This window comes from Ottowia thiooxydans DSM 14619 (assembly GCF_000422885.1).
GTDB lineage: Bacteria > Pseudomonadota > Gammaproteobacteria > Burkholderiales > Burkholderiaceae_C > Ottowia > Ottowia thiooxydans.
Map to the genome: position 1 here is coordinate 23776 of NZ_AUGX01000041.1, position 20100 is coordinate 43875.

Below are 20100 nucleotides of genomic sequence, written 5' to 3' on the forward strand. Positions count from 1 at the left end.
TTTTGCTGCCGCAAGGGCTTTCAGGTTGCCGGAGGTACGAGCTTAGGCTCTGAAGTGGACTCAAGGCATCTCACTCACAGCCCACTCCACCAACCGATCAAGCGCGGGGCGTCCAGCAGGGGCGTTCTCGTGGTTGATCAGCCCCACCACGCTATATCGCTGCCCTGACCGGCCGGTCGCATAGCCTGCGATAGCGGCTACGTCGCGCAGGGTGCCAGTTTTCAGGCGGGCGTTTCCAATCGCCTCGGAGGTCGGGTTTCTAGCGGCCATGGCGCGGGTGGTACCGTCCAATCCCGCAATGCTGAGGGATTGCTCAAATGCCGTGCCCGCGGGGCCCTCTGAAGCGCGTTGCAGCAAAGCGGTGAGCGATCCGGCCGTGATGCGTTCAGTGCGCGACAAGCCGGAGCCATTTTCTATGGTGGGCGAAGCAAGCATGCCGAAACGTTGCCGCCACCAACGCGCAAGCGCATTGCGTGATTCCGCGAAGCTGCCGCGCCCATTTCCGCTGGCTGAGAGAGTCAGGAACAGCTGCTGGGCCATCACATTGTTGGAAAACTTGTTGATGTCGGCAATGATGCTGGTCAATGGCAATGAAAAGCCGGTGACCAGGGGCTGGCCATTGATGGGCTGGCCGATCATCTTTGCTTGGCCAGTCAATTGACCGCCAGCCGCCCGCCACATGGCTTCAATCACCCTTGGGGCGTAGCTGGCGGGGTCGACATAGGCCACGGACCAGCTTTGCTCCCCGCAGCTGGCTGGAAAGCGGCCCGCGAAGGTGACCCGGTTCGGATCGTCGAAGCGTGCGCTGAGTCGAGTGCGCCAATCGCCGCAGGCGCCCTTGACAGCAGGCACCGAGGAAGGGATCTCCACGCCGGCGATGGGCGGCTCGCTTTCAATGCGCACGCGGCGACCGCCAGGCTCCGGTGTGAACTTGAAAATCAGAGCCTTGAAGTTCACCAACAGGCCATCCGGCCCCACGTTGTAAGGCCGCAGTGGGTCTGCATCAAAGGCCGCCGCATCATGGATGGGCAAGCGGAATATGCTGTTATCCAGCAGGATGTCGCCGTGAATGGCTCGAATGCCTTTGCTCTGAATGGCACGCATCAAATCCTGCAGGCGTTCCAGCACGAGCTTGGGATCCCCGCTGCCCTTGATCAGCAAATCTCCATTCAGTACGCCATCTTTGACCTGGCCTTGAGTGAAAACGCGTGTTTTCCAGAAATAGCCTGGGCCCAGAAGATCGAGGCCCGCATAGGTGGTGACCAATTTCATCACCGAGGCGGGGTTCATGGGCACATCGGCCTGCCAGGCTAACCGAGGCGGAGGCAGCGCCTGTGGCGCTGGAACGGGGTTGCGCTCGCCGCTGGCGACGACGGGTGAGGACTGATGGCTGACCGTGCCGGGCGGCTGGGGCAAAGGGGCCACCACCATGGAGACGCTGCTGGCGGGAATGCCAGCGCTTGTAAGCGCTTGCATCACGTTGGCGGGCAGGCCGTCCTGAGGCAGGCCTGCCTGGGCCAGCGCTTGCAGGGGCCAGGCGACTGAGCACATCCAGATGGCGCAGGTGAAACGGGAAATTTTTAGCATTGCGGTGGAAGTTTAGGGCGTATTGCGCGCTCGGCACGGCTTATCCCGCGCAGCACCGATAATTCGGGCATGCGTTTTTCTCCCCGTGCAATTGGTGTGCTGGCGGCCATTGTCACGGTGGCCATCTGGACCGGCTTCATCATCATTGGACGCGCGTCTGCTGCGCGCACTCTTACACCGTTTGATATTGGCCTATGCCGGGTGCTTGGAGCGTCCCTGTTGTTGTTGCCGTGGGGGCTGTATCTCACGCGGCGTGATGCAACCGCGAAAGCATCGTCTTCACTAGGAGGCTTGTCTCCTCTTCCCTGGCGTCAGACCTTGATGGTGGGATTTGTGGGCGGTCCGCTGTACGCGGTGCTTTGTTATGCTGGTTTTCTCTATGCACCAGCGGCCCACGCCGCGGTGCTGATGCCGGGCAGTCTGCCCCTTTGGACCGCGGTGCTGGCCTTTTTGCTGCTTGGTGAACGTTTCACCAAAGCGCGTTGGGTCGGCTTGGCTTGCATTGTGGCCGGCGATGTCTTGGTAGGAGGTACCAGCTTGCTGCATGCATTGAGCGGTGGCGAGGTCTGGAAGGGCGATTTGATCTTCATGTCAACAGCCTTGTGCTGGGCCGTCTACAGCGTGCTGGCGCGGCAATACAGGCTGGATGCCGTGCGCGCCACCATCGCCATCACCGCATTCGCTTTCTGTACTTATATTCCGGTCTTTCTGTTGTTGACTCAGCTGGGCGTGCTCACAAGCCACTTGTCAACCGTTCCCTGGCGCGAGATCGCCTTCCATATGGCCTTCCAGGGCGGTGGTTCTGTGGTGATGGCCGGTATCGCATTCACGTACATGGTCAAGCAATTCGGCCCCGTGCGATCCACCATGATTACGGCCTTGGTGCCCGGTCTTTCCGCTCTGGGGGCGGTGTTTTTCCTCGGTGAGCCCTTGGGCCTGAATCTTCTGGCTGGATTGGCTCTGGTCACCATCGGCATCATGTTCGGTGTGCGAGCCTCTCGTTCCGCAGCTGCAGAGGGCAATGCCGGCGGTTCGGTGAATTTGATCACCAAGGAGGTGACGCCATGAAACTTCTCGCTTTCGACACCAGTACGGAGCTGCTTTCCATCGCCGTCCGGCGTGATGGTCGCGAATGGGTGCATTCCGGGGCAGGTGGCGCGAAGTCGTCTGCCGCGTTGATCCCTTGCGTGCTCGATTTGCTGGCCAAGGCAGAACTGGCGCCGAATGATCTGGATGCCATTGTCTTCGGCCGAGGGCCTGGTTCGTTCACCGGATTGCGCACAGCGTGTTCAGTCGCGCAGGGGCTCGCCTTTGGAGCCAGGCGGGGTCAGGGTGCAGGCGTTCCCGTGCTGCCGGTGGATACGCTTTTAGCTGTGGCTGAAGTGGCCCGCATGGAAAGCGGCGCCACGCGCGTGTTGGCGCTGCTCGATGCACGAATGGACGAAGTTTATAGCGCGGCCCATATCTGGGAGGGAACAGCCTGGGCAACTTCCACCGCAATCAGCGTGGGCAAGCCGGAGCAACTGGCCTTACCTGCTGGCGAAGATTGGGTTTTGGCGGGGAATGTATGGGCCGCTTATGGCGAGCGCGTGCCGACCGCGTTGGCGGACTTACCTCGTATCGAAGCCGTTCCCAACGCGAGTGCGCTGCTCAGCCTGGCCCCGGCTATGTTGAGCGCAGGCCTAGCTGTTTCAGCCGATCAGGCTCTGCCTTTATACATTCGCGATAAAGTTGCACAAACGACGGCCGAACGTGCCGTCGCGAAGAGCTGATTTCGTCATTCCTTCTGCCATGAGCGCCGTTCCCGATTTTTCCGCTGATTCCCGTGAGCCCCTTGAGTCTGCGCGCGCGCCGCAAGCAGCCTTCGAGACCATGACCCCCGAGCGTATAGACACAGTCTTGGTGGTGGAGCAAGCGGCCTATCTTCACCCCTGGAGCCGGGGTAACTTTCTTGATGCCCTGAATGCCGGTTACCAGGCGCAGTGCCTGTTCGCAGGGAACGAACTCCTGGGTTACTTTGTCGCCATGAAGGGCTTAGACGAAGTTCATCTGCTTAACATCACGGTGGCACCAGCATTCCAGCGTCAGGGATGGGCCCGGCTTCTTCTTGAGGGGTTGAGTATCTGGGCGCGAGGTCAGGGTGTGCGCTGGTTATGGTTGGAAGTGCGCGTGGGCAATACACGCGCACAACATGTCTACCAACGCCATGGCTTTGTCCGGGTTGGTCTGCGCAAGAGTTATTACCCCGCTGAAAACGGAACGCGTGAAGATGCCGTGGTGATGAGTTTGCCGCTATGAGTGAATGCCGCCTGAGCGCAAGCCATGCAAAGGCCTCACATTCATCTTTCCCCGGCAGGGGAAAGTCTAGCTATTCGAAGGCCGAGCGAAGCAATGGCCCGAGAAAAGCTCCCCACCCCTCTGGCCGTGCCGAGGAGCGGAGGGCAAGGGGCGGGCAGGGGCACCGCAGGATGCCACTGCTTCGTGAACTAGCTTGCGGCAGCTGTTTGAACGTAGTGAGCGAAGCGAAAGAAGTGAGTTCTGCCGCACCGCCCCTTGACCGAGCACCGCAGGTTGCCCGGAGCGAAGCGCAGGGACACGGCAAGTGGGGTCGCCTTTTCTTTGGTTTCTTTCTTTTGGCGACGCAAAAGAAAGAGACTGCGCCGCCGGGCGCAATTCCCGGCCTCCGACCTAACGAGAAGAGCAGAAGGAAATTAGCTAGCGCCGCGAACAAATCAACCGCCGCTTGCCCTCACGCCGCAGCCGGCCGCCCCCACCCTCTCCCAGAGGGAGAGGGTGTAAAAACGTCCGCGCGCCAAAACCGTAAACAAGCCCTAAGCGCCGAAAGAAAATGATGCTCCTTGATGATCGCCAACGCGCCATGCTCGCCGAGATGGGCGTGCGCGTATGGGCGCCTAAGGTGGTGCAGCAACCCGCGCAAGCCGAAGCGGACGCGGTGCGCGCGGTGGAGCCCACACCCGTAGCATCACCCGCGCCCGTCCGTGCTCCCATACCCGAACAACAGCCCACCAGACCCATTCGCCAAGAGTCCGCAGCCCCGCCTCAAGCTCGGCAAGCGCCCACCACCCCACCTGCCCCAGCCACTCCACCCCCCCGCCCATCCGTATCCTCAGAGGGCATAGAACGCATGGACTGGCCTCAGCTAGAGGCCACTGTGGCCGCTTGCCGCGCATGTGGCCTGTGCGAAGGCCGCACCCAGACTGTGTTCGGCGTGGGCAGCCAGCACGCCGAGTGGATGGTGGTCGGTGAGGCGCCGGGTGAAAACGAAGATCGCCAAGGCGAGCCCTTCGTCGGTCAAGCTGGCAAGCTGCTAGACAATATGTTGGCCGCCATCAATCTTTCTCGCCAGGCGGGAAACTCATCAGACGATCTCTCCGACAAACCTGCACCCAAGCAAGGCGGTTCCAAAGAAAGCGTCTACATTGCCAACGTGCTGAAATGCCGCCCTCCGGGCAACCGCAATCCTCAGCCCGAAGAGATTGCCCAGTGCGAGCCCTACCTGCGCCGCCAGGTCGCGCTGGTCCGCCCCAAGATCATTCTCGCGATGGGGCGCTTCGCAGTGCATTCGTTGCTCCAGAGCAGCGAACCCATCGGTCGCTTACGTGGGCGCGTGCACCAGTACCAAGGTGTACCTGTCATCGTGACCTATCACCCCGCCTACCTGCTGCGTTCTTTGTCCGAGAAAGCCAAAGCCTGGGAAGACCTCAGCTTGGCGCTGGAAGTGGCGCAGGGGAGCGTGGTTGAGTAGGCTGTCGTGATGGGCTGAATACGGCGCGTGCCCGCGAACGGTAGCCGGACTCGCAAATCGGCCGCTACAAACGGACCCCAGCGGTCCATTTTTTCTATCAGCGCTCCAACTCCGGCAGCCTCCCAGGAAGTCATGCCGCGGCGAGGACCGGCTCCCCTTAGCTGGCACCGGTATGCAGTTCGGGCGAGTGGAAACACCCTTTGCCGAAAACCTGTGGCAGCGCTGCTCGATATTGCGGCTGGCCTACAGCGTTGGTGTTGTGGTGTGATCCGCCTTCGACCAGCACAAATTGTTTGGGCTCGCTGGCTGCTTCGAATAGTTTTCGCCCCAATTCAGGCTGAATCAACCGGTCTTGCGAGCCGTGAACCACCAGCACCGGCGAGCCAACCCGTCCAATGCGCGTGGCGGACTCAAAGCGCTGCGTGATCAGTGGCCCCACGGGTAGCCAGCCCCACTTCATGGTGCCCGCGACATCAGGGATGGAGGTGAAGGTGCCTTCAAGTATCAGCCCGCGTTCGTCGGACACTTTTTCCGCCAGGGTGACAGCCATCGCGCCACCAAGTGAGTGGCCGAAGATATATCGAGGTGCCTGTGGGTACTGGCTTGCCAGCCAATCCCAGGCAGCCCGCGCGTCCTCGTCAGCCATCTCTTCAGACGGCAGCTCGCTCGAGGTCTTGCCAAAGCCCCGGTAATCCACAGCCAGCACCGAAAAGCCCAACTCCTGCATACGGCGAATGCGTGGTGCAGAGCCGGTCACGTTGTAGCGGGCACCGTGCAGGTAAAGCAAGACAGGGCGACAAGCATTGGCTTGGGCTTCAGCGGGGTACCACAGCCCATGCAGACGCACTGGCGCTGAAGTAAGGCGCGAGTCGTAATTGATCCACACATCCTGCATGCCCTCGGTCATGGCAGCCGAATTCCCCCAGCTGCGATCGCTCGGCTGAAAGATCCATTGGCGTTGCGATTGGTCCAGAACGGCGCAACCGGCCGCAAGCAGTGTGGCGAGCATGATGCCCGCAATGATGTGAAGTCGCTTCATGACCACGAATCGACCCCGGACGACGGGAAAAGTTCGGGTGTCTCGAAGATAAGGCGCTGCATATTCACATGTATTTGAAAAAGCCGTAGATAGATCATGGCCGGCCGGTCATACGCACATTTTGTCAAGGCCCTCGACCAGCGCTGGCGCAAGCATGACCGGTTCTGAGCGCCGTGTCACGAATCTCAGGTGAGCGCTCTTCGCTGCTCCATTCCAATGGAACTCTCTTCAGTGGGCCGTTACTCACCATATATCGGAAAGCCCAGCGCCCGCGACTCATTGCAGCGAGAGGTACTCATCAGGAAAAAATGAGTTTAAAAGTATTCAAATAAGTGTGGGAAGGGTGTTGAACTCGTCCTGGAAGCTCAACGTAGATCGAAACGAAGAATTCAGATGACAGACCAGATTGGTTCCTCCAATTTTTCACCCCATTCCAGCCTGCTCGGCATTTCATCCAGGACGCTGGATCAAGTAAAAATTGCTCAGGACAGGGTGTCCATAGGCAGTACCTTCAGTAGAGCCTGGGACGCTATCAAGGATTTCTTCTCCACGCCCTACCGCGCTGAAGCGAAGCGCTGCTTGTTCGACCTCTATTCGCAAAGTACCAGCGATCAAGAAAAATTAGTTAGTTTCGAGCGGTTGAAGGAACTGTCCGGTGATGGCCATGCACATTGCTTTGATACCGGAATTAGTTATCTCCCGAAGCGAGACGGCGGATTTTTTAAGGTCTATGACCTGAAAATAAACTTCGGTGAGAATCTCGAGGCATTTGCTTTTCACATGGAAGGAGACTGTGTCGAAGCAGAAGAAATTATTAGTGCTTATGCTCCCTTGATTTCGGATGAAAGCAAAGATGCTTTTGCGAAGTGCATAGAAAAATTGTATAAAAGTCCAGAGGCGCTTTTTCTTGAGGAAAGCAATAAGCTGGGTTCAATTGCAATACCCGCGCAAATTCTTTGGAATATTTGCAGAAACAATTCTGCTTGTGCAGTAAAGGTGGATATTGTCACGGGCATCATTGGTTTTGAAGACGAAAAATTCCCTCAACACGGGTCTCCAGAAGTTTTTAAAGCGGCGATGTCAAAAATAAAAACAAAAAAAGAAGAAAATCAGAGAGAACTTAGGGAGCTCATCGTTGCCAATTCGCCTGCACCGATATTTATAGATCAAAAAAATGAAGCCTCAAGAGTGCTTCTTCAGTACGTTGATTCTAATGAGAAATTGTTTGACGTGCCGCAGGAATATAATTTCCCAATAACCGAAAATTCAGAGCTTTATAATCAGTCTTCAGATCTCTTTGAAAGGGATAACTCTATGATTATCGCTATCGACAATGAAATTTGGGATCTTCCGAAAGAAATCTCAAGTCATTCTAAAGAAACATTTAAACCTGAAAAGTCTCTTGGAAATTTGCTGGATGACATTTATTCGCATCAGAGTTCAACTGAAGATAAGCGGATAGCGTTGCTTACATTGAAAAGTCAGATTAAAGAATCTGAAAGTGTGAAGTTCGAAATCGCGGAATATAATACTGATCGGGTGGGCTCGGAATCCTTTGCTATTGCAAAAATCAGAATGGTATTTCCAATGAATGAAGGTCTGAGTCCAGTGGAAATTATCAAGGTCCAAGCAAATATGCATCAAGACGGGGATGATGCGAAGATTGGCACGGAACCCAAGTACGTCACCTGGCATGGAGGCTGGAGTTCTAACCCGTTGAGTTCCCTGCAAGGGTCTTCCAGTTTCACTTCCGGCCTTCATGCCTGAAGCTTGGTAGATTGAATGAGAAATTCGAATGACAAAAATCAATCCCGGCAATAGCTCTAACTATTCTGACCGTTCGGCCTCTTCCGGTGCAGAGCGGCCTCCAAAGGGTGCCTACGAAGCTGACGCGGGCTTACCCATTGAGCCTTCTGGTACTACTTGGAGGAAAGTAGAAGCAGCCTCCGGAATCGAGAGTACGGTTATTGAGAAAATCTGGGATGCCATCGTGGAATTTTTCTCCACATCGGAGCGTGCTGAAGCAAGGGACGCGTTTGTCGCCTTCTATTCGAATGAAACTCCCGACAAGGACAAAGTTGCGGCGTTCTACAAGTTGAAGGATTTGGCAGGCTTCGGTAAAGAAGACCGCCTTCAGCCCGAGCTCGTATTCCGATTTAAAGAAGATGGCGCCGCTACGAAGGTGCACAACTTGAAGTTGACCTTTTTGGACGACCAGCCGCCATGCGAACGTATATGTAAAGAAACGAATAAAAATGCCGAGGAGCTCATTGACTTCAGCGCGACTTTGCACTTTAACCAGGGAAATAAGTCGACGTTCAATGCCTGTATTCGGGCGTTACATGGACAACCTGACGAGTTCCAGAAAATTAGTCCGGGAGCACATTCCTTTGAAGACATCTATGACACTCTGAAACTTCTCGCGAATTCGAATTTGACCCCAGGCCTTGAGGTGAGCTTTGATAAATTCACACAAGAGATTTCTATTAGCTTCAAAGACAACCACACACAGCGCTCAGCAAGTGAAATGGTTGATCCAGATGCGTGGATGTTTTCCGAAGAACTTACCACCCCGGATCCTGCGAGTCATCAGTTGCAGATTCACCCCATGAACAAGGCTTGAGCCATGGGGTGATTGAGGACGGCGTGAATACGAATCCCCGGAGGCGGTCATAAGCGCCTTGCGCCGCTTACGTCCCCCCCGGCTATTCAGGCCTGACGTCAATACTCTTGATAATGGGCCGCCAAAGATCCATGTCGTTCTGAATCCGGCGCCCAAAGTCCTTCGGGGACTGCTGCCCCGTCTGTGCAATCAAGCCCGCGGTGGCCATTCGGGCTTGAACACTCTCGTCGGAGAACATCTTGGACACCAGGGATCCCAGACGCTCCGCGATGGGCGCAGGAAGTCCGGCAGGCGCCAGCAACCCATTCCACGTCTCGGTTTGGAAACCGGGGAACATGGAAGCGATGGTCGGCACGCCGGGCAGCATGGCCACCGGCTGAGGGCTGGTCACCGCCAGCATGCGCAGACGGTTGCCCTGTAGATGGGGCAAGATTTCCGAAATGTTGGCTGTGTACGCGTCTGTCTGCCCTGAAGTGGTGTCGCTAACGGCGGCTGCCCCGCCCTTGTACGGCACCATGACCGCCTCAATCCCGGCGCGCTTGAGAAATGCCGCGCCGGCCAGGAAGGACATGGACCCGGTGCCCGCGTGCGCCATGGAGAGGGCGCCCTTGTTGGCCAGCCCAAAATCTACGAACTGCTTCAAAGTCTTGTGGGGTGAAGCCTCCGGAACGACCAGCACCTGCGGGTTTCCTGCCACGTTGGCGATGGGCAGAAAGTCCTTGATGGGGTCATAGCGGATCTTGTAGAGGAACGGTGCCAACGAGATCTGGGCAATGGAGGCCAGAAACAGCGAATGGCCATCCGCAGGCAGCTTCGCGGCCGTGACCGCGGCGATGGTGCCGCCGGCTCCAGCACGGTTGTCCACGACCACTGGTTTACCCAGCGCCCGGCCAAGGTAGTCCGCCGTCATGCGCGCCACGAAGTCGGTATTTCCACCGGCTGGATAGGGCACGACCATCGTGATGGAACGCTCTGGCCAAGTCTGGGCGCGTGCCACCGTGGTGGCCAGGCCTGCGCTGCCCAAGGTGGGCAAGAGCACGGTATTGCGCAAAAAGGAACGTCGTTTCATGATAAATCCTTCCTGAGTGTTGAGCGCATGGGATCAGGCCGGCACTTCAACCGGGGCGCGAACCGCTTTCGCCTGCTGGCCAAAGCCCTTCTGACCGATCACCTTGCCATCCAGGTAGACGGTGGTCCCGCGCACTAAGGTGCGCACCGGTTTCGCCTTGAGCTTGCGGCCGGCGTAGGGGCTCCAGCCGATCAGGCTGAGGACTTCCTCGTCGCGCACTTCGTATTCCAGATCCAGATCCACCAACACCAGATCCGCATCTGCGCCAACTTTCAGCGCGCCTTTGCGTTCAAGCCCAAACAGTTCGGCTGGCTTGGCGCTGCAGGCCTCCACGACGCGTTCCAGACTGATCTTGCCTTCCAGCGCGGCGGTCATGAACATGCTGTAGTAAAACTGCGTGGATGGCGTTCCCGTGTGCGCCTTCCAGCCGTCTTTCCAGCCGATTTCCTTTTCTTCACGCGTGTGAGGTGCGTGATCGGTGGCCACGATGTCAATGGTGCCGTCTTTCAGGCCTTCCCACAGACCCGGCACGTTCTTCTCTGGTACCCAGTACGACAGCGCGTAGGAGCCCAGGCGTTGGATGGCAGACCATTCGCACCCGAGGAACAGCGCCCAGGGATTGATCTCACAAGTGACTTTCTGCCCGGCTGCTTTGGCCTGGCGGATCAAATCCACGCTGCCTGCGGTCTGGGTGTGAAGGATGTGCAGATGGCAGCCGGAGGCGCGTTGCAGGCGCAGCAGCGTGGCAATGGCCGTTTCCCAGATGACGCCATCGTGCGCGGCATAGGCTTTGGCATAGGCCAGCGCATCGCGTTCGCCGCGGTCCCAGAACTTCTGCTCAATCACGTCCATCAGGGCCTGGTCATGGGGATGAACCATCAGCGGCACATTCAGCTCGGCGCAGCGCTGCATGATCTCCAGGATTTTGCCGTGGTCATGCACGCCGATGCCGGGCATGTGGGGGTAGTCGCGGCCGGTGTCTACCACCATGAATATTTTGAAGGCGGCAATGCCGGTGTCCGTCATGCCGGGCATTTCGTCGCTGATGGTGGGAGGCGGGTTGAAGTTCCAGTCCACGATGGCATCACTGCGGTAGATGTCGTACTGGCGCTCCAGCAGTTCCAAAGTATTGGGCGGTGGCTGCACGTTGGGCATGGCCACACTCGTGGTCACGCCGCCGGCGGCGCACTGCATCGTGGAGGTGTAGATGGTGTCCTTGTACTCAAAGCCCGGCAGGGAGCCTTGGCGGTGGTGGGAGTGCATATCGACGGCCCCGGGCACGATGGCCAGGCCCTCTGCCTCAATGATTTCCTTGGCGTTCGGCTCCGTACCGGGCTCGTAGATGCCGGCGATACGGCCGTTCTCGATGCCTATCGATGCGATGCGGCGCCCCTGGGGCGTGACGATCAGTCCGTTGCGGATTAAAGTGTCCATGCGATGCTCTCCTTTTGAGCGGTGGTGGAGGAACGGGAAGAGGGAATGGCGCGGCCGCGAATGACATCGAAGATGTTTTCAACGAATGCGCGGCTAAGCCCTCGGGTGATGAAGACCAGCCGCGAGCGACGGTCCTCGTAAGGCCACTCGGCCAGGGGCGCCGGTGGATGGAACAGGCGCTGCACGGCGTGTACGACGATGGGGCGGGACTCCCCCGCAATATTCAGGATGCCTTTGACGCGCAGCAGATCGTCTCCATGAGCCATCACCAGCGCATCGAGCCAAGCCGCCAGTTCCTGCCAGGCCAGAGGTTCGTCATACACCAGTGAAAACGTTTCAATGCCTTCGCTGTGGTGGCCGGCAGACTCTGAGGTGATGGGTTGGTAGCGCGTGTGGTCTGCATAGGCTTCGGCGTTGAGCCAGCGACGAATGGCAGGCGCCGGCGTGGCAGCCGCGTAGACGTCCAACTCCGTCAAGACTTCCAGGCAAGGCACCTGGAGGTGCGTGGCCCAGCTCACCGTGGCTCCTGGGTTCAGTAGCTCCAGTTGCGATTGCAGTTCCTGTGCCTGCTGCGAGTTGGCCAGGTCCATCTTGGTGATCACCAACTGATCGGCCACGGAAACCTGCTTGGCAGACTCGGGGAACCTGTTCAGTGTGGTGGCGCCGTTCACGCCGTCCACCGTAGTGATCACCTGAGCCAGGCGGTAGCCATTGGCCACTGGGAAGGTCATGAGAGCCTGCAGGACCGGGCCGGGATCGGCCATCCCGGTGGTCTCGATCACCACACGATCGAAGGCGCGAACTGCGCCACGGCTTCGCTTGTCCAGCAAATCGCGCAGGGTCTCGACCAGATCTCCCTGCACGGTGCAGCACAGGCACCCGGTGCTCAGCTCTATCGTGTTGTCGTTGCTGCTGGCGATGAGGTTGTGGTCGATACCGATATCGCCAAACTCGTTGACGATCACGGCCGCGTTCGCCAAGGCGGGCTCACGTAGCCACCGGTTGAGTAAGGTCGTCTTGCCACTGCCCAGGAAGCCGGTCAGCAGCGCAACCGGAATCCGTGCACGATCGGAACTCATAATGTGTCTCCTTTGCGGAAGTTGCACCAAGTTGGAGCGATATCATATTCGCAATGGGTGCGAATTATATTCAAATGGAACATAGTGCGAAACTAAGCAATTCGGATGCCAACTTGGGTATCCGCACACGAAATCGGACGCTGCACATCCTTCAGCTGTTCGAACGGCGGTCCTTGTGGACCGTGGAGGACATCGCCGCCGAGATGGCCGTGTCCATCAGCTCCGCCTACCGAGACGTCAAGGAGCTGAGTAACCTGGGGTTCCTGGCGGTGTCTGCGCGCTCTGAGTACATGCTCGGGCCAGCCTTTATCCGCTACGACCTGCTCATCCGTCAGGGAGACCCTCTGGTAAAGGCGGCGTCAGAGCCTATGCTCGCCTTGTTGTCGCGCACCACGCAACACGCGGTTGTGTTGATCAGCCGTCGGTTTCGAGATCAGGTGATGTGTGTTCACCAGGAAAAGGGGACTGACCATCCTCCGTCGTCGACCTATGAGCGGGGGGTGGCGCTGCCGATGTTCAAGGGGGCAACCTCCAAGGCCATCCTGGCCCATCTGGGTGACCGTGCGCTCAAGCAGATCTATCTGAACCACGAACACGAGATCCGCGAATCCACCGGCTTGGGTGGATGGAAGGCTTTTTCAGAACAGATGAAGGCGATCCGCGAGGCCGGTGTCGCGTGCACCGATTCCGAGGTCGCGCCGGGCCGAATCGGAATTGCTGCGCCGGTGTTCTGGGAGGGTCAGGTCGTCGCGGGTGTCAGCCTCGTCTTCGAGTTGACGCAGTTCGATCAGGTCGGCTTTGCGACAGAAGTGAAGCGCAGTGCGGGGGAGATCTCTGCGGTGTTAGAGGCGCTTAAAGTACTTGAGGATTGAGCTTCGAGTCCTGAGCCCTGAACCGAGTTAGGTTTAATCGAAAAGCACCGTTTAGGCAGAGGTTCCATGGTTTCGGGCAAGCCGCGAGAGGCGTTGAAACAAAAATACCGTTCGGGTTGAGCTTGTCGAAACCTTGCGCAACGCTTCGACAAGCTCACCGCGATCGGATTTGTTAAGAGCCCGTGCGCGACCTCAACCTTCGACGGGGAGCATGATCTCTTGGAATGTCTTGCAGGGTAATCGCTTACAAACCACCAGGCAAAAAAATGCCCCGCGAGTGCGGGGCATTTTTTATCGACCTCTGCAGACCATTTGCACAGTCTGCTTACGCAGTGTCTCAGGCGGCGGAGAGCCAGTAACCTGCGTTAAATGGGCTGCTCATGCGCAGTGCAAGAGGGGAGATGTCGACCAATTTGTCGGTCGGCATCTTCTCGCCCTGTTCAGTGGTCGCTTCGGCGGAAGTCACGCGGGGTGCTTCGCCGGATGGGGCCTCGTTCGCCCGTTCTGCTTGGCTAGTTTGTGCAGAACGGGCTACAGAAAAGAATAGAAACACCGGAAAGGTATCTTGCGATCTCCCCAGTAGTCAGCGGCGTCACGGAAGATGTCGAGCAATTGCTCGCGTGCTTCTTTGTCAAACTTGACGGTGGCAGGAATCTGCTCGAGCACCACAATGAAGCCAGGCTGAGGGCCGGACTTATGCAGTGGGTCGGTCATGCAGTCATACAAGGCATCAAAGTTCTTGCCAAAGTGTGCCGGGAACGTAAATTGCTCGGCAATCATGTCCAGCACATCCTGCTTGGTCTGCGCGTGGGCCAGATTGGCGTACAAGAAATGCTGGTTAAGCTCGTTGGCAGCGTCCTGCAGGTCGGTCACGCGAAATGCGCGGATCGATTGCACGATGTTGGTGCGAACCCCTTTCAGGGGTATGTCTTGGGGTTGACGAAGTGGTGCATCCATCTCCGCTGCTTTCTCTTTGGTAGGTAACAGGTCTGGGAGGGACACCTGCGAGGGTGCCGCCTGGAATTGTTCTAGCGCCTTCATTCAACGATCCTTTTGAAACTCGAGTAGTGATCGCTCGTGTAGTAACATGCGTCAGGTGTCTTGGGACGTTGGCCACCGCAAACAATGCGACGAGCGCCCCGGTTGCGAGCACGAGGAGTTTCTACTGTGTATTCACGGTAGTAACCGCGCCGCTGCATGGGCAGCAGACGCTCTCGATTGCCAAAAACCGTACCGTCTTTCTCGTAAACAAACGGACCTCCCTGCAAGATCAGCCGATAAGTCAACTGGCCTTCACGGGGCAACTCCGCTACCGCTAAGGTGGTGTTAATTGTTTCCCGAGAGAAACCACGCGCCTGGGCCGTTCCTATTCCGGAACAGGCCAGTAGCGAAACCACCACGATCGACCGCGCAGCATACGATGCCACTGTTCGCAACATGAAAAACGCCTTTCGGAAACGTTCGGGTTAACCCGAAAATTCCAAGGCGCTAGTGTGACTCAGCGGCAACAAAAAAGCAAGAGGCCTGCCTAATTTGCAGGCAGGCCGTGTGGTTAGGTATCCGCTATTAGTTAGCGTTTACTTCTCAATGATTGCTTGCTGCGTCTGCATTTGCATCTGCAACTGCCAGCGCGGTCATGTTGACGATGCGCCTCACAGTGGTGCTAGGTGTGAGAATGTGCACAGGTTTGGCCGCACCGAGCAGCATCGGGCCGATGGCAATATTCCCGCCAGCGGCCACTTTGAGCAAGTTATAGGCAATATTGGCAGAGTCCAAATTGGGCATGACCAGCAGGTTGGCATCACCAACAAGGGGACTGTCTGGCATGACTTCACGCCGTTGAGCTGAATCAAGCGCCACGTCGCCGTGCATTTCGCCATCGACATCCAGCCACGGGGCTTGCTCGCGCACCAATTCCAGCACCCGCCGCATTTTCTGTGCGCTGGGTGAGTTGGAGGAGCCAAAGTTGGAGTGCGACAGCAGAGCAGCTTTGGGCTTGAAGCCAAAGCGCATCATTTCCTCCGCAGCCATCACCGTGATCTCAGCCAACTGCTCAGCGGTTGGATCGAGGTTGATGTGGGTATCGACCAGGAAAACCTGCCTGCCGGGCAGCATCAGGCCGTTCATGGCGGCAAAGGTGCTTGCACCGGGCTTCTTGCCTATCACCTGGTCGATGTAGACCAAATGCGTGGCATTGGTGCCCCAGGTGCCGCAAATCATGCCGTCGACATCGCCTGAGCGCAGCAGCATGGCGGCGATCAGGGACAGGCGGCGGCGCATCTCAATTTTGGCGATAGGCACCGTGATGCCCTGGCGCTTGGTCAGCTCGTGGTATTCCTGCCAGAAGCCGCGGTAGCGGTGGTCGTTTTCGACATTCACCACGTCGTAGTCGCGGCCTTCGGCCAGCCGCAATCCGAATTTCTCTATCCGCTGGGCAATGATGGCTGGACGGCCGATCAGTGTGGGCCGGGCAATGCCATCGTCCACCACGATCTGTGCGGCGCGCAGCACGCGTTCTTCTTCGCCTTCCGCATAGGCGATGCGTTTCTTCGTCGCGGCTCTTGCGGCATCGATGATGGGTTTCATCGTCGTGCCGGAAGCGTAGACAAAGGTTTGAAGTTTGTCGCGATAGGCGTCCAGATCGGCAATGGGGCGCGTGGCCACGCCGCTGTCCGCTGCGGCTTGGGCGACAGCCGGTGCGATCATCATCATCAAGCGAGGATCGAACGGCTTGGGGATCAGGTATTCAGGCCCGAATGCCAGTTTTTCGCCCGCGTATGCGCGCGCCACCACCTCGCTTTGCTCCGCCTGTGCCAGATCTGCGATGGCGTGGACTGCAGCCACTTCCATCTCCATGGTGATGGTGGTGGCTCCGCAATCGAGTGCGCCGCGGAAAATGTAGGGAAAGCAAAGGACGTTATTGACCTGGTTCGGATAGTCTGTGCGGCCAGTGGCCATCACCGCATCGTCTCGCACCGCCTTGACTTCTTCCGGGGTGATTTCCGGGTAAGGGTTGGCGAGCGCCAGAATCAGCGGACGTTCGGCCATGCGGGCCACCATGTCGCCCTTCAGAACACCGCCGGCTGACAGGCCGAGGAAAACGTCCGCGCCGTCTATCACTTCAGCGAGCGTGCGTTTGTCCGTTTTCTGGGCGTAGATTTCCTTGTCCGGGTCCATCAATTCGGTGCGGCCTTCATAGACCAGCCCTTTGATGTCAGTGACCCAAACGTTTTCCCGCCGTATTCCCAGCTTCACCAGCAAGCCCGTGCAGGCCAACGCCGCGGCACCAGCCCCTGAGACAACGAGTTTCACGTCTTCAACGCGTTTATTGACCACTTTCAGGCCGTTGAACACGGCTGCGCCCACCACGATGGCCGTGCCATGCTGATCGTCGTGAAAGACCGGGATCTTCATGCGCTCGCGCAACTTGCGCTCGACGATGAAGCACTCGGGAGCTTTGATGTCTTCGAGGTTGATGCCGCCAAATGTTGGCTCAAGTGAAGCAATGATCTCGACCAGCTTGTCTGGGTCTTTTTCGTTGATCTCGATATCGAACACGTCGATGCCCGAGAACTTCTTGAACAGAACGGCCTTACCTTCCATCACCGGCTTGCCCGCCAGAGGGCCGATATCGCCCAGGCCCAGCACAGCTGTGCCGTTAGTCACCACGCCAATCAGGTTTCCGCGTGCGGTGTATTTGAAAGCCGCTGCGGGGTCTTTGACGATTTCTTCACACGGTGCGGCCACGCCTGGCGAATAGGCCAGCGCAAGCTCGTGCTGGTTGACCAACTGCTTGGTTGGCATTACGGCGATCTTGCCGGGCACCGGGAATTCGTGATAGTCCAACGCGGCGCGGCGTAGCTCGGCGCGTCGTTCTTCGCTAGAGACGTTGATGGGATCGGGCATGACTAAAGCTCCTGGCGCGGCGCGTGAATGGATATCGATTCTAGTGTCTAGTTGCATAAGTCTGCGTTGCAACGCCGCAGTCGGGGATGCCGGGTGGTTTGAATGCAGCAAGACTCATGCCACTGGACACCAGAGCCCCGGCAATCCGGGTCGCCGGCGGGCCTGTTTTCTCGCCGAATCTCCGCTTGGACAACCGAGCTTCTGTTGTGCATTCGGAGCTTCTGCAGCGCACGCTGGCTGCAGCGCCGGGAAAAAATTCTCAGGATCCCGATCTGATGAACTGAGACTACACGGCGGAGACATGGAGTCGCGTTAGCATGTGTCCTTGCCACTGAATCGAGCGGCATCCGCCTTCGGAGATGGCATGAAACCTATCGCTGCCGAAGAATCTCCACACTCGTTTATCAAAAGGTGAAACCATGGGTCTTTTAGATACGCTGCAACAGGTCATTAACAGCGCCACGGCGCCGAGTGCCCAGCAGATAGATGCCGTCACGCGCGAGGCACCCAAGGATCAATTGGGCCATGGTGTCGCAGAGGCTTTTCGCTCCAAGGAGACGCCTCCCTTCGCTGAAATGGTGGGCAGCCTGTTTGATAAGGCCACCCCGGAGCAACGCACCGCCATGCTGAACGCGATCGTTGAAAAACTGGGCCCCGGCGCTCTGGCGGGTGTCGCCGGTGGTGCCCTGGCAGGTCACGAGGGCGTTGCCACACCTTCCATTCCGCTAGACAAGGCCAGCCAGATATCCACCAGGGACGTCCGCGACGTTGTGAACGCCGCAGAAACCGGTGAGCCCGGCATCATGGATCGAATGGGGCAGTTCTACGCCGAACATCCTGAACTGGTGAAGACTCTGGGGGCCGGTGCGCTGATGATTGCGCTGGCCAAGATCAAGAGCAACCTCGGCCGCTGAGGCCTTTAGCCACGCCAAAGCGCCCGCCCCAGGCGCTTTGTACGTAATTCCAGGCGTTTGGGCACGTCACGCCCAGAAGCTGGTTTCTGGGCGCTCCTAGTCCGGCAGGTTCCTAGGCGGGAGCTGCCTGATTGGCGGCGTCAGTGCTGAGCGTCTTGCGGTAGCGGTTCAGCTCTTGTACGGTCTTGAAGCCCGTACCCATCAGCAAACCGAGATTGTGAAGAATGCGTTCGACCACTTTGCTTTCCCAGCTGGTGTCGAATTTGATCTGCTTATCGAGCCACTCTTCCAGCCATTCAGGGTCTGGCAGGCGGCTTTGCACGGTGTCGCGCGGGAAATGTGCCTTGCTGACGTGCAGATTGGTGGGGTGGAGGGCTTGTGCTGTGCGGCGCGCGCTGGCCATCAACACGCCAACCTTGGCGAATGCCAGGCGGGCTTCATCGCCGCATTTGGCAATGGCACGACGCATGTAGCGCAAGTAAGCGCCGCCGTGGCGGGCTTCGTCCTGGCTCAAGGTGGTGTAGATCTGTTTGATCACCGGCTCGCTGTGCCATTCAGCAGCGCAGCGATACCAGTGGTTGAGCCGGATTTCGCCGCAAAAATGCAGCATCAGTGTCTCCAGCGGGGGCGCTGGATCGAATTCGAAGCGAACTGCGTGCAGCTCTTCCTCGGTGGGGACCAAATCAGGGCGGAAACGCTTGAGGTATTCCATCAATACCAGCGAATGCTTTTGCTCTTCGAAGAACCAGATCGACATGAAGGCGGAGAAATCCGAGTCGTGCTGGTTGTCGCGAAGGAACATCTCCGTAGCAGGCAATGCAGCCCACTCGGTGATGGCGTTCATCTTGATGGTCTGCGCTTGGTCATCGGTGAGCTGTGCCGCTTCGAACTTGTCCCAAGGAATATCCTTGCCCATGTCCCAGCGCACAGCCTCAAGTTGTTTGAACAGTTCCGGATACAGCACGTTTAATTTTCTCCCAGACGAGGCGGCGCAAATTGGCGCCTTAACTCACCATTTTAATGACTAGCTCGTGACAGGCGTATGTCGGTATTCCCGTAGTCCCGTAAGGTCTGTCATTTGGCGTTAACAGTTCTTTACGGAACGCGGCCAGAAATTGTGGAACTTTCCGTTTTGTTTGGGCCTCATACACAGCACAAGGACTCAATGCTTTCTTCATGTGACTCCAGACTCCATTAACGCTGCCAAGCCTCCAGCTGTATAGCTGGTGAAAAACCTGAAGCGCACTTCCTCCTCCCTCCCTCCTCCTCCTTCGCTTTAGGTCGCTTCGCAGCCTTTTTTATTCCAAAACGCCGCTCGGGTTGTTCAACCGAGCGGCGTTTTTTATTGTGGCGAAAGCAAAAAGGATTGGAGCGATCCAAGACCGTGTCTTTCAAGGTCTTTAAGTAATCTTTCCCCAGTGGGGAAAGACTAGCCATTCGAAGGCCGAGCGCAGCAATGGCCCGAGTGAGGCTCCCCACCCCTTGAGGCCGTGCTGAGGAGCGCAGGGCAAGGGGCGGGCAAGAGCACTGCAAGATGCTCTTGCTTCAAGAACTAGCTTGCGGCAGTTGTTTGAACGTAGTGAGCGAAGCGAAAGAAGAGAGTTCTGCCGCACCGCCCTTTGGCCGAGCACCGGAGGGTGCCCGGAGCGCAGCGCAGGGACACGGACTTGGGGTCGCCTTTCTTTGGCCTACATTTCTTTGGCGAGCAAAGAAACGTAGGTGCACTGCCGGGGGCATTCCCGGCCTCCGACCTCGATAGATGAGCAGAAGGTAATTAGCAACGGCAGCGCTCAATCAACCGCCGCTTGCCC

At 57.9% G+C, this 20100-nt stretch carries 17 protein-coding genes; 8 read left to right on the plus strand and 9 right to left on the minus strand.

Translation table 11 applies throughout. From position 1 onward, the window contains the following. Positions 1-60 precede the first annotated feature (60 nt). Positions 61-1587, minus strand: a complete 1527-nt coding sequence (gene dacB, locus G518_RS36505; protein ID WP_036595742.1) for a D-alanyl-D-alanine carboxypeptidase/D-alanyl-D-alanine endopeptidase — start codon at positions 1585-1587, stop codon at positions 61-63. Positions 1588-1656: 69 nt separating this feature from the next. Between dacB and G518_RS36510 the strand changes: the two genes are divergently transcribed. The 4 genes from G518_RS36510 (at position 1657) to G518_RS0122895 (ending at position 5353) form a co-directional block, all read left to right on the plus strand. Further along, positions 1657-2655 carry a DMT family transporter gene (locus G518_RS36510; RefSeq protein WP_036595744.1) on the plus strand — a complete coding sequence of 333 codons (999 nt, stop codon included), beginning with the start codon at positions 1657-1659 and terminating at the stop codon, positions 2653-2655. Continuing rightward, positions 2652-3359, plus strand: coding sequence for a tRNA (adenosine(37)-N6)-threonylcarbamoyltransferase complex dimerization subunit type 1 TsaB (tsaB, locus tag G518_RS0122885; protein WP_028604513.1), 708 nt, complete (start codon positions 2652-2654; stop codon positions 3357-3359). Before G518_RS36510 ends, tsaB begins: the two co-directional genes overlap by 4 nt. Positions 3360-3378: 19 nt before the next feature. Next, positions 3379-3885, plus strand: a complete 507-nt coding sequence (gene rimI, locus G518_RS0122890; RefSeq protein WP_028604514.1) for a ribosomal protein S18-alanine N-acetyltransferase — start codon at positions 3379-3381, stop codon at positions 3883-3885. Positions 3886-4438: 553 nt separating this feature from the next. Further along, positions 4439-5353: a uracil-DNA glycosylase gene (locus G518_RS0122895; RefSeq protein ID WP_028604515.1), complete on the plus strand. Its 915-nt coding sequence runs from the start codon at positions 4439-4441 to the stop codon at positions 5351-5353. Positions 5354-5510: 157 nt separating this feature from the next. On the opposite strand, the gene G518_RS36515 is transcribed toward G518_RS0122895, so the two are convergent. Beyond that, a complete protein-coding gene (locus G518_RS36515) occupies positions 5511-6392 on the minus strand; it encodes an alpha/beta hydrolase (protein ID WP_051237308.1) in 882 nt (293 codons plus the stop codon). A gap of 393 nt (positions 6393-6785) precedes the next feature. On the opposite strand from G518_RS36515, the gene G518_RS0122905 reads away from it, so the two are divergent. Together G518_RS0122905 and G518_RS0122910 are read left to right on the plus strand one after the other, a co-directional pair. Next, a complete protein-coding gene (locus G518_RS0122905) occupies positions 6786-8159 on the plus strand; it encodes a hypothetical protein (protein ID WP_028604516.1) in 1374 nt (457 codons plus the stop codon). A gap of 28 nt (positions 8160-8187) precedes the next feature. Further along, the gene (locus tag G518_RS0122910) at positions 8188-9015 is read left to right on the plus strand and encodes a hypothetical protein (RefSeq protein ID WP_028604517.1); all 828 of its coding nucleotides are present in this window, start codon (positions 8188-8190) and stop codon (positions 9013-9015) included. An 82-nt stretch (positions 9016-9097) separates the two neighbouring features. Here the strand turns inward: G518_RS0122910 and G518_RS0122915 are convergent, their stop codons facing one another. The 3 genes from G518_RS0122915 to G518_RS36520 are packed head-to-tail and all read right to left on the minus strand — an operon-like array spanning position 9098 to position 12597. Further along, positions 9098-10084, minus strand: a complete 987-nt coding sequence (locus G518_RS0122915) for a Bug family tripartite tricarboxylate transporter substrate binding protein (RefSeq protein WP_036595747.1) — start codon at positions 10082-10084, stop codon at positions 9098-9100. Between the two features lie 33 nt (positions 10085-10117). Next, positions 10118-11518, minus strand: coding sequence for a dihydroorotase (locus tag G518_RS0122920; protein ID WP_028604519.1), 1401 nt, complete (start codon positions 11516-11518; stop codon positions 10118-10120). Next, complete coding sequence (locus G518_RS36520; RefSeq protein ID WP_051237309.1) at positions 11506-12597, minus strand: CobW family GTP-binding protein; 1092 nt, start codon at positions 12595-12597, stop codon at positions 11506-11508. The genes G518_RS0122920 and G518_RS36520 overlap by 13 nt, the downstream gene beginning before the upstream one ends. A gap of 74 nt (positions 12598-12671) precedes the next feature. Here G518_RS36520 and G518_RS36525 point away from each other — a divergent pair, with 74 nt between their 5' ends. Then, complete coding sequence (locus G518_RS36525) at positions 12672-13469, plus strand: IclR family transcriptional regulator (protein ID WP_169457994.1); 798 nt, start codon at positions 12672-12674, stop codon at positions 13467-13469. A gap of 531 nt (positions 13470-14000) precedes the next feature. Here the strand turns inward: G518_RS36525 and G518_RS0122935 are convergent. The 3 genes from G518_RS0122935 to G518_RS0122945 all read right to left on the minus strand — a co-directional run bounded on the left by G518_RS0122935 (position 14001) and on the right by G518_RS0122945 (position 17375). Further along, a complete protein-coding gene (locus tag G518_RS0122935; protein WP_028604520.1) occupies positions 14001-14426 on the minus strand; it encodes a barstar family protein in 426 nt (141 codons plus the stop codon). An 80-nt stretch (positions 14427-14506) separates the two neighbouring features. Next, positions 14507-14908, minus strand: a complete 402-nt coding sequence (locus tag G518_RS0122940) for a guanyl-specific ribonuclease (RefSeq protein WP_028604521.1) — start codon at positions 14906-14908, stop codon at positions 14507-14509. Between the two features lie 145 nt (positions 14909-15053). Further along, positions 15054-17375: an NADP-dependent malic enzyme gene (locus tag G518_RS0122945; protein ID WP_028604522.1), complete on the minus strand. Its 2322-nt coding sequence runs from the start codon at positions 17373-17375 to the stop codon at positions 15054-15056. 419 nt (positions 17376-17794) lie between these two features. Between G518_RS0122945 and G518_RS0122955 the strand changes: the two genes are divergently transcribed. Continuing rightward, positions 17795-18289: a hypothetical protein gene (locus G518_RS0122955; RefSeq protein ID WP_028604523.1), complete on the plus strand. Its 495-nt coding sequence runs from the start codon at positions 17795-17797 to the stop codon at positions 18287-18289. A gap of 112 nt (positions 18290-18401) precedes the next feature. Here the strand turns inward: G518_RS0122955 and G518_RS0122960 are convergent, their stop codons facing one another. Further along, positions 18402-19205 carry a ferritin family protein gene (locus tag G518_RS0122960; protein ID WP_245598094.1) on the minus strand — a complete coding sequence of 268 codons (804 nt, stop codon included), beginning with the start codon at positions 19203-19205 and terminating at the stop codon, positions 18402-18404. Between the last annotated feature and the right edge of the window lie 895 nt (positions 19206-20100).

What these genes read in the sequence shown, in the direction of transcription:
- dacB (WP_036595742.1), bottom strand. Translation starts at nt 1,587, where the DNA reads ATGCTAAAAATTTCCCGTTTCACCTGCGCCATCTGGATGTGCTCAGTC.
- G518_RS36510 (WP_036595744.1), top strand. Translation starts at nt 1,657, where the DNA reads ATGCGTTTTTCTCCCCGTGCAATTGGTGTGCTGGCGGCCATTGTCACG.
- tsaB (WP_028604513.1), top strand. Translation starts at nt 2,652, where the DNA reads ATGAAACTTCTCGCTTTCGACACCAGTACGGAGCTGCTTTCCATCGCC.
- rimI (WP_028604514.1), top strand. Translation starts at nt 3,379, where the DNA reads ATGAGCGCCGTTCCCGATTTTTCCGCTGATTCCCGTGAGCCCCTTGAG.
- G518_RS0122895 (WP_028604515.1), top strand. Translation starts at nt 4,439, where the DNA reads ATGCTCCTTGATGATCGCCAACGCGCCATGCTCGCCGAGATGGGCGTG.
- G518_RS36515 (WP_051237308.1), bottom strand. Translation starts at nt 6,392, where the DNA reads ATGAAGCGACTTCACATCATTGCGGGCATCATGCTCGCCACACTGCTT.
- G518_RS0122905 (WP_028604516.1), top strand. Translation starts at nt 6,786, where the DNA reads ATGACAGACCAGATTGGTTCCTCCAATTTTTCACCCCATTCCAGCCTG.
- G518_RS0122910 (WP_028604517.1), top strand. Translation starts at nt 8,188, where the DNA reads ATGACAAAAATCAATCCCGGCAATAGCTCTAACTATTCTGACCGTTCG.
- G518_RS0122915 (WP_036595747.1), bottom strand. Translation starts at nt 10,084, where the DNA reads ATGAAACGACGTTCCTTTTTGCGCAATACCGTGCTCTTGCCCACCTTG.
- G518_RS0122920 (WP_028604519.1), bottom strand. Translation starts at nt 11,518, where the DNA reads ATGGACACTTTAATCCGCAACGGACTGATCGTCACGCCCCAGGGGCGC.
- G518_RS36520 (WP_051237309.1), bottom strand. Translation starts at nt 12,597, where the DNA reads ATGAGTTCCGATCGTGCACGGATTCCGGTTGCGCTGCTGACCGGCTTC.
- G518_RS36525 (WP_169457994.1), top strand. Translation starts at nt 12,672, where the DNA reads ATGGAACATAGTGCGAAACTAAGCAATTCGGATGCCAACTTGGGTATC.
- G518_RS0122935 (WP_028604520.1), bottom strand. Translation starts at nt 14,426, where the DNA reads ATGGATGCACCACTTCGTCAACCCCAAGACATACCCCTGAAAGGGGTT.
- G518_RS0122940 (WP_028604521.1), bottom strand. Translation starts at nt 14,908, where the DNA reads ATGTTGCGAACAGTGGCATCGTATGCTGCGCGGTCGATCGTGGTGGTT.
- G518_RS0122945 (WP_028604522.1), bottom strand. Translation starts at nt 17,375, where the DNA reads ATGCCCGATCCCATCAACGTCTCTAGCGAAGAACGACGCGCCGAGCTA.
- G518_RS0122955 (WP_028604523.1), top strand. Translation starts at nt 17,795, where the DNA reads ATGGGTCTTTTAGATACGCTGCAACAGGTCATTAACAGCGCCACGGCG.
- G518_RS0122960 (WP_245598094.1), bottom strand. Translation starts at nt 19,205, where the DNA reads ATGGGCAAGGATATTCCTTGGGACAAGTTCGAAGCGGCACAGCTCACC.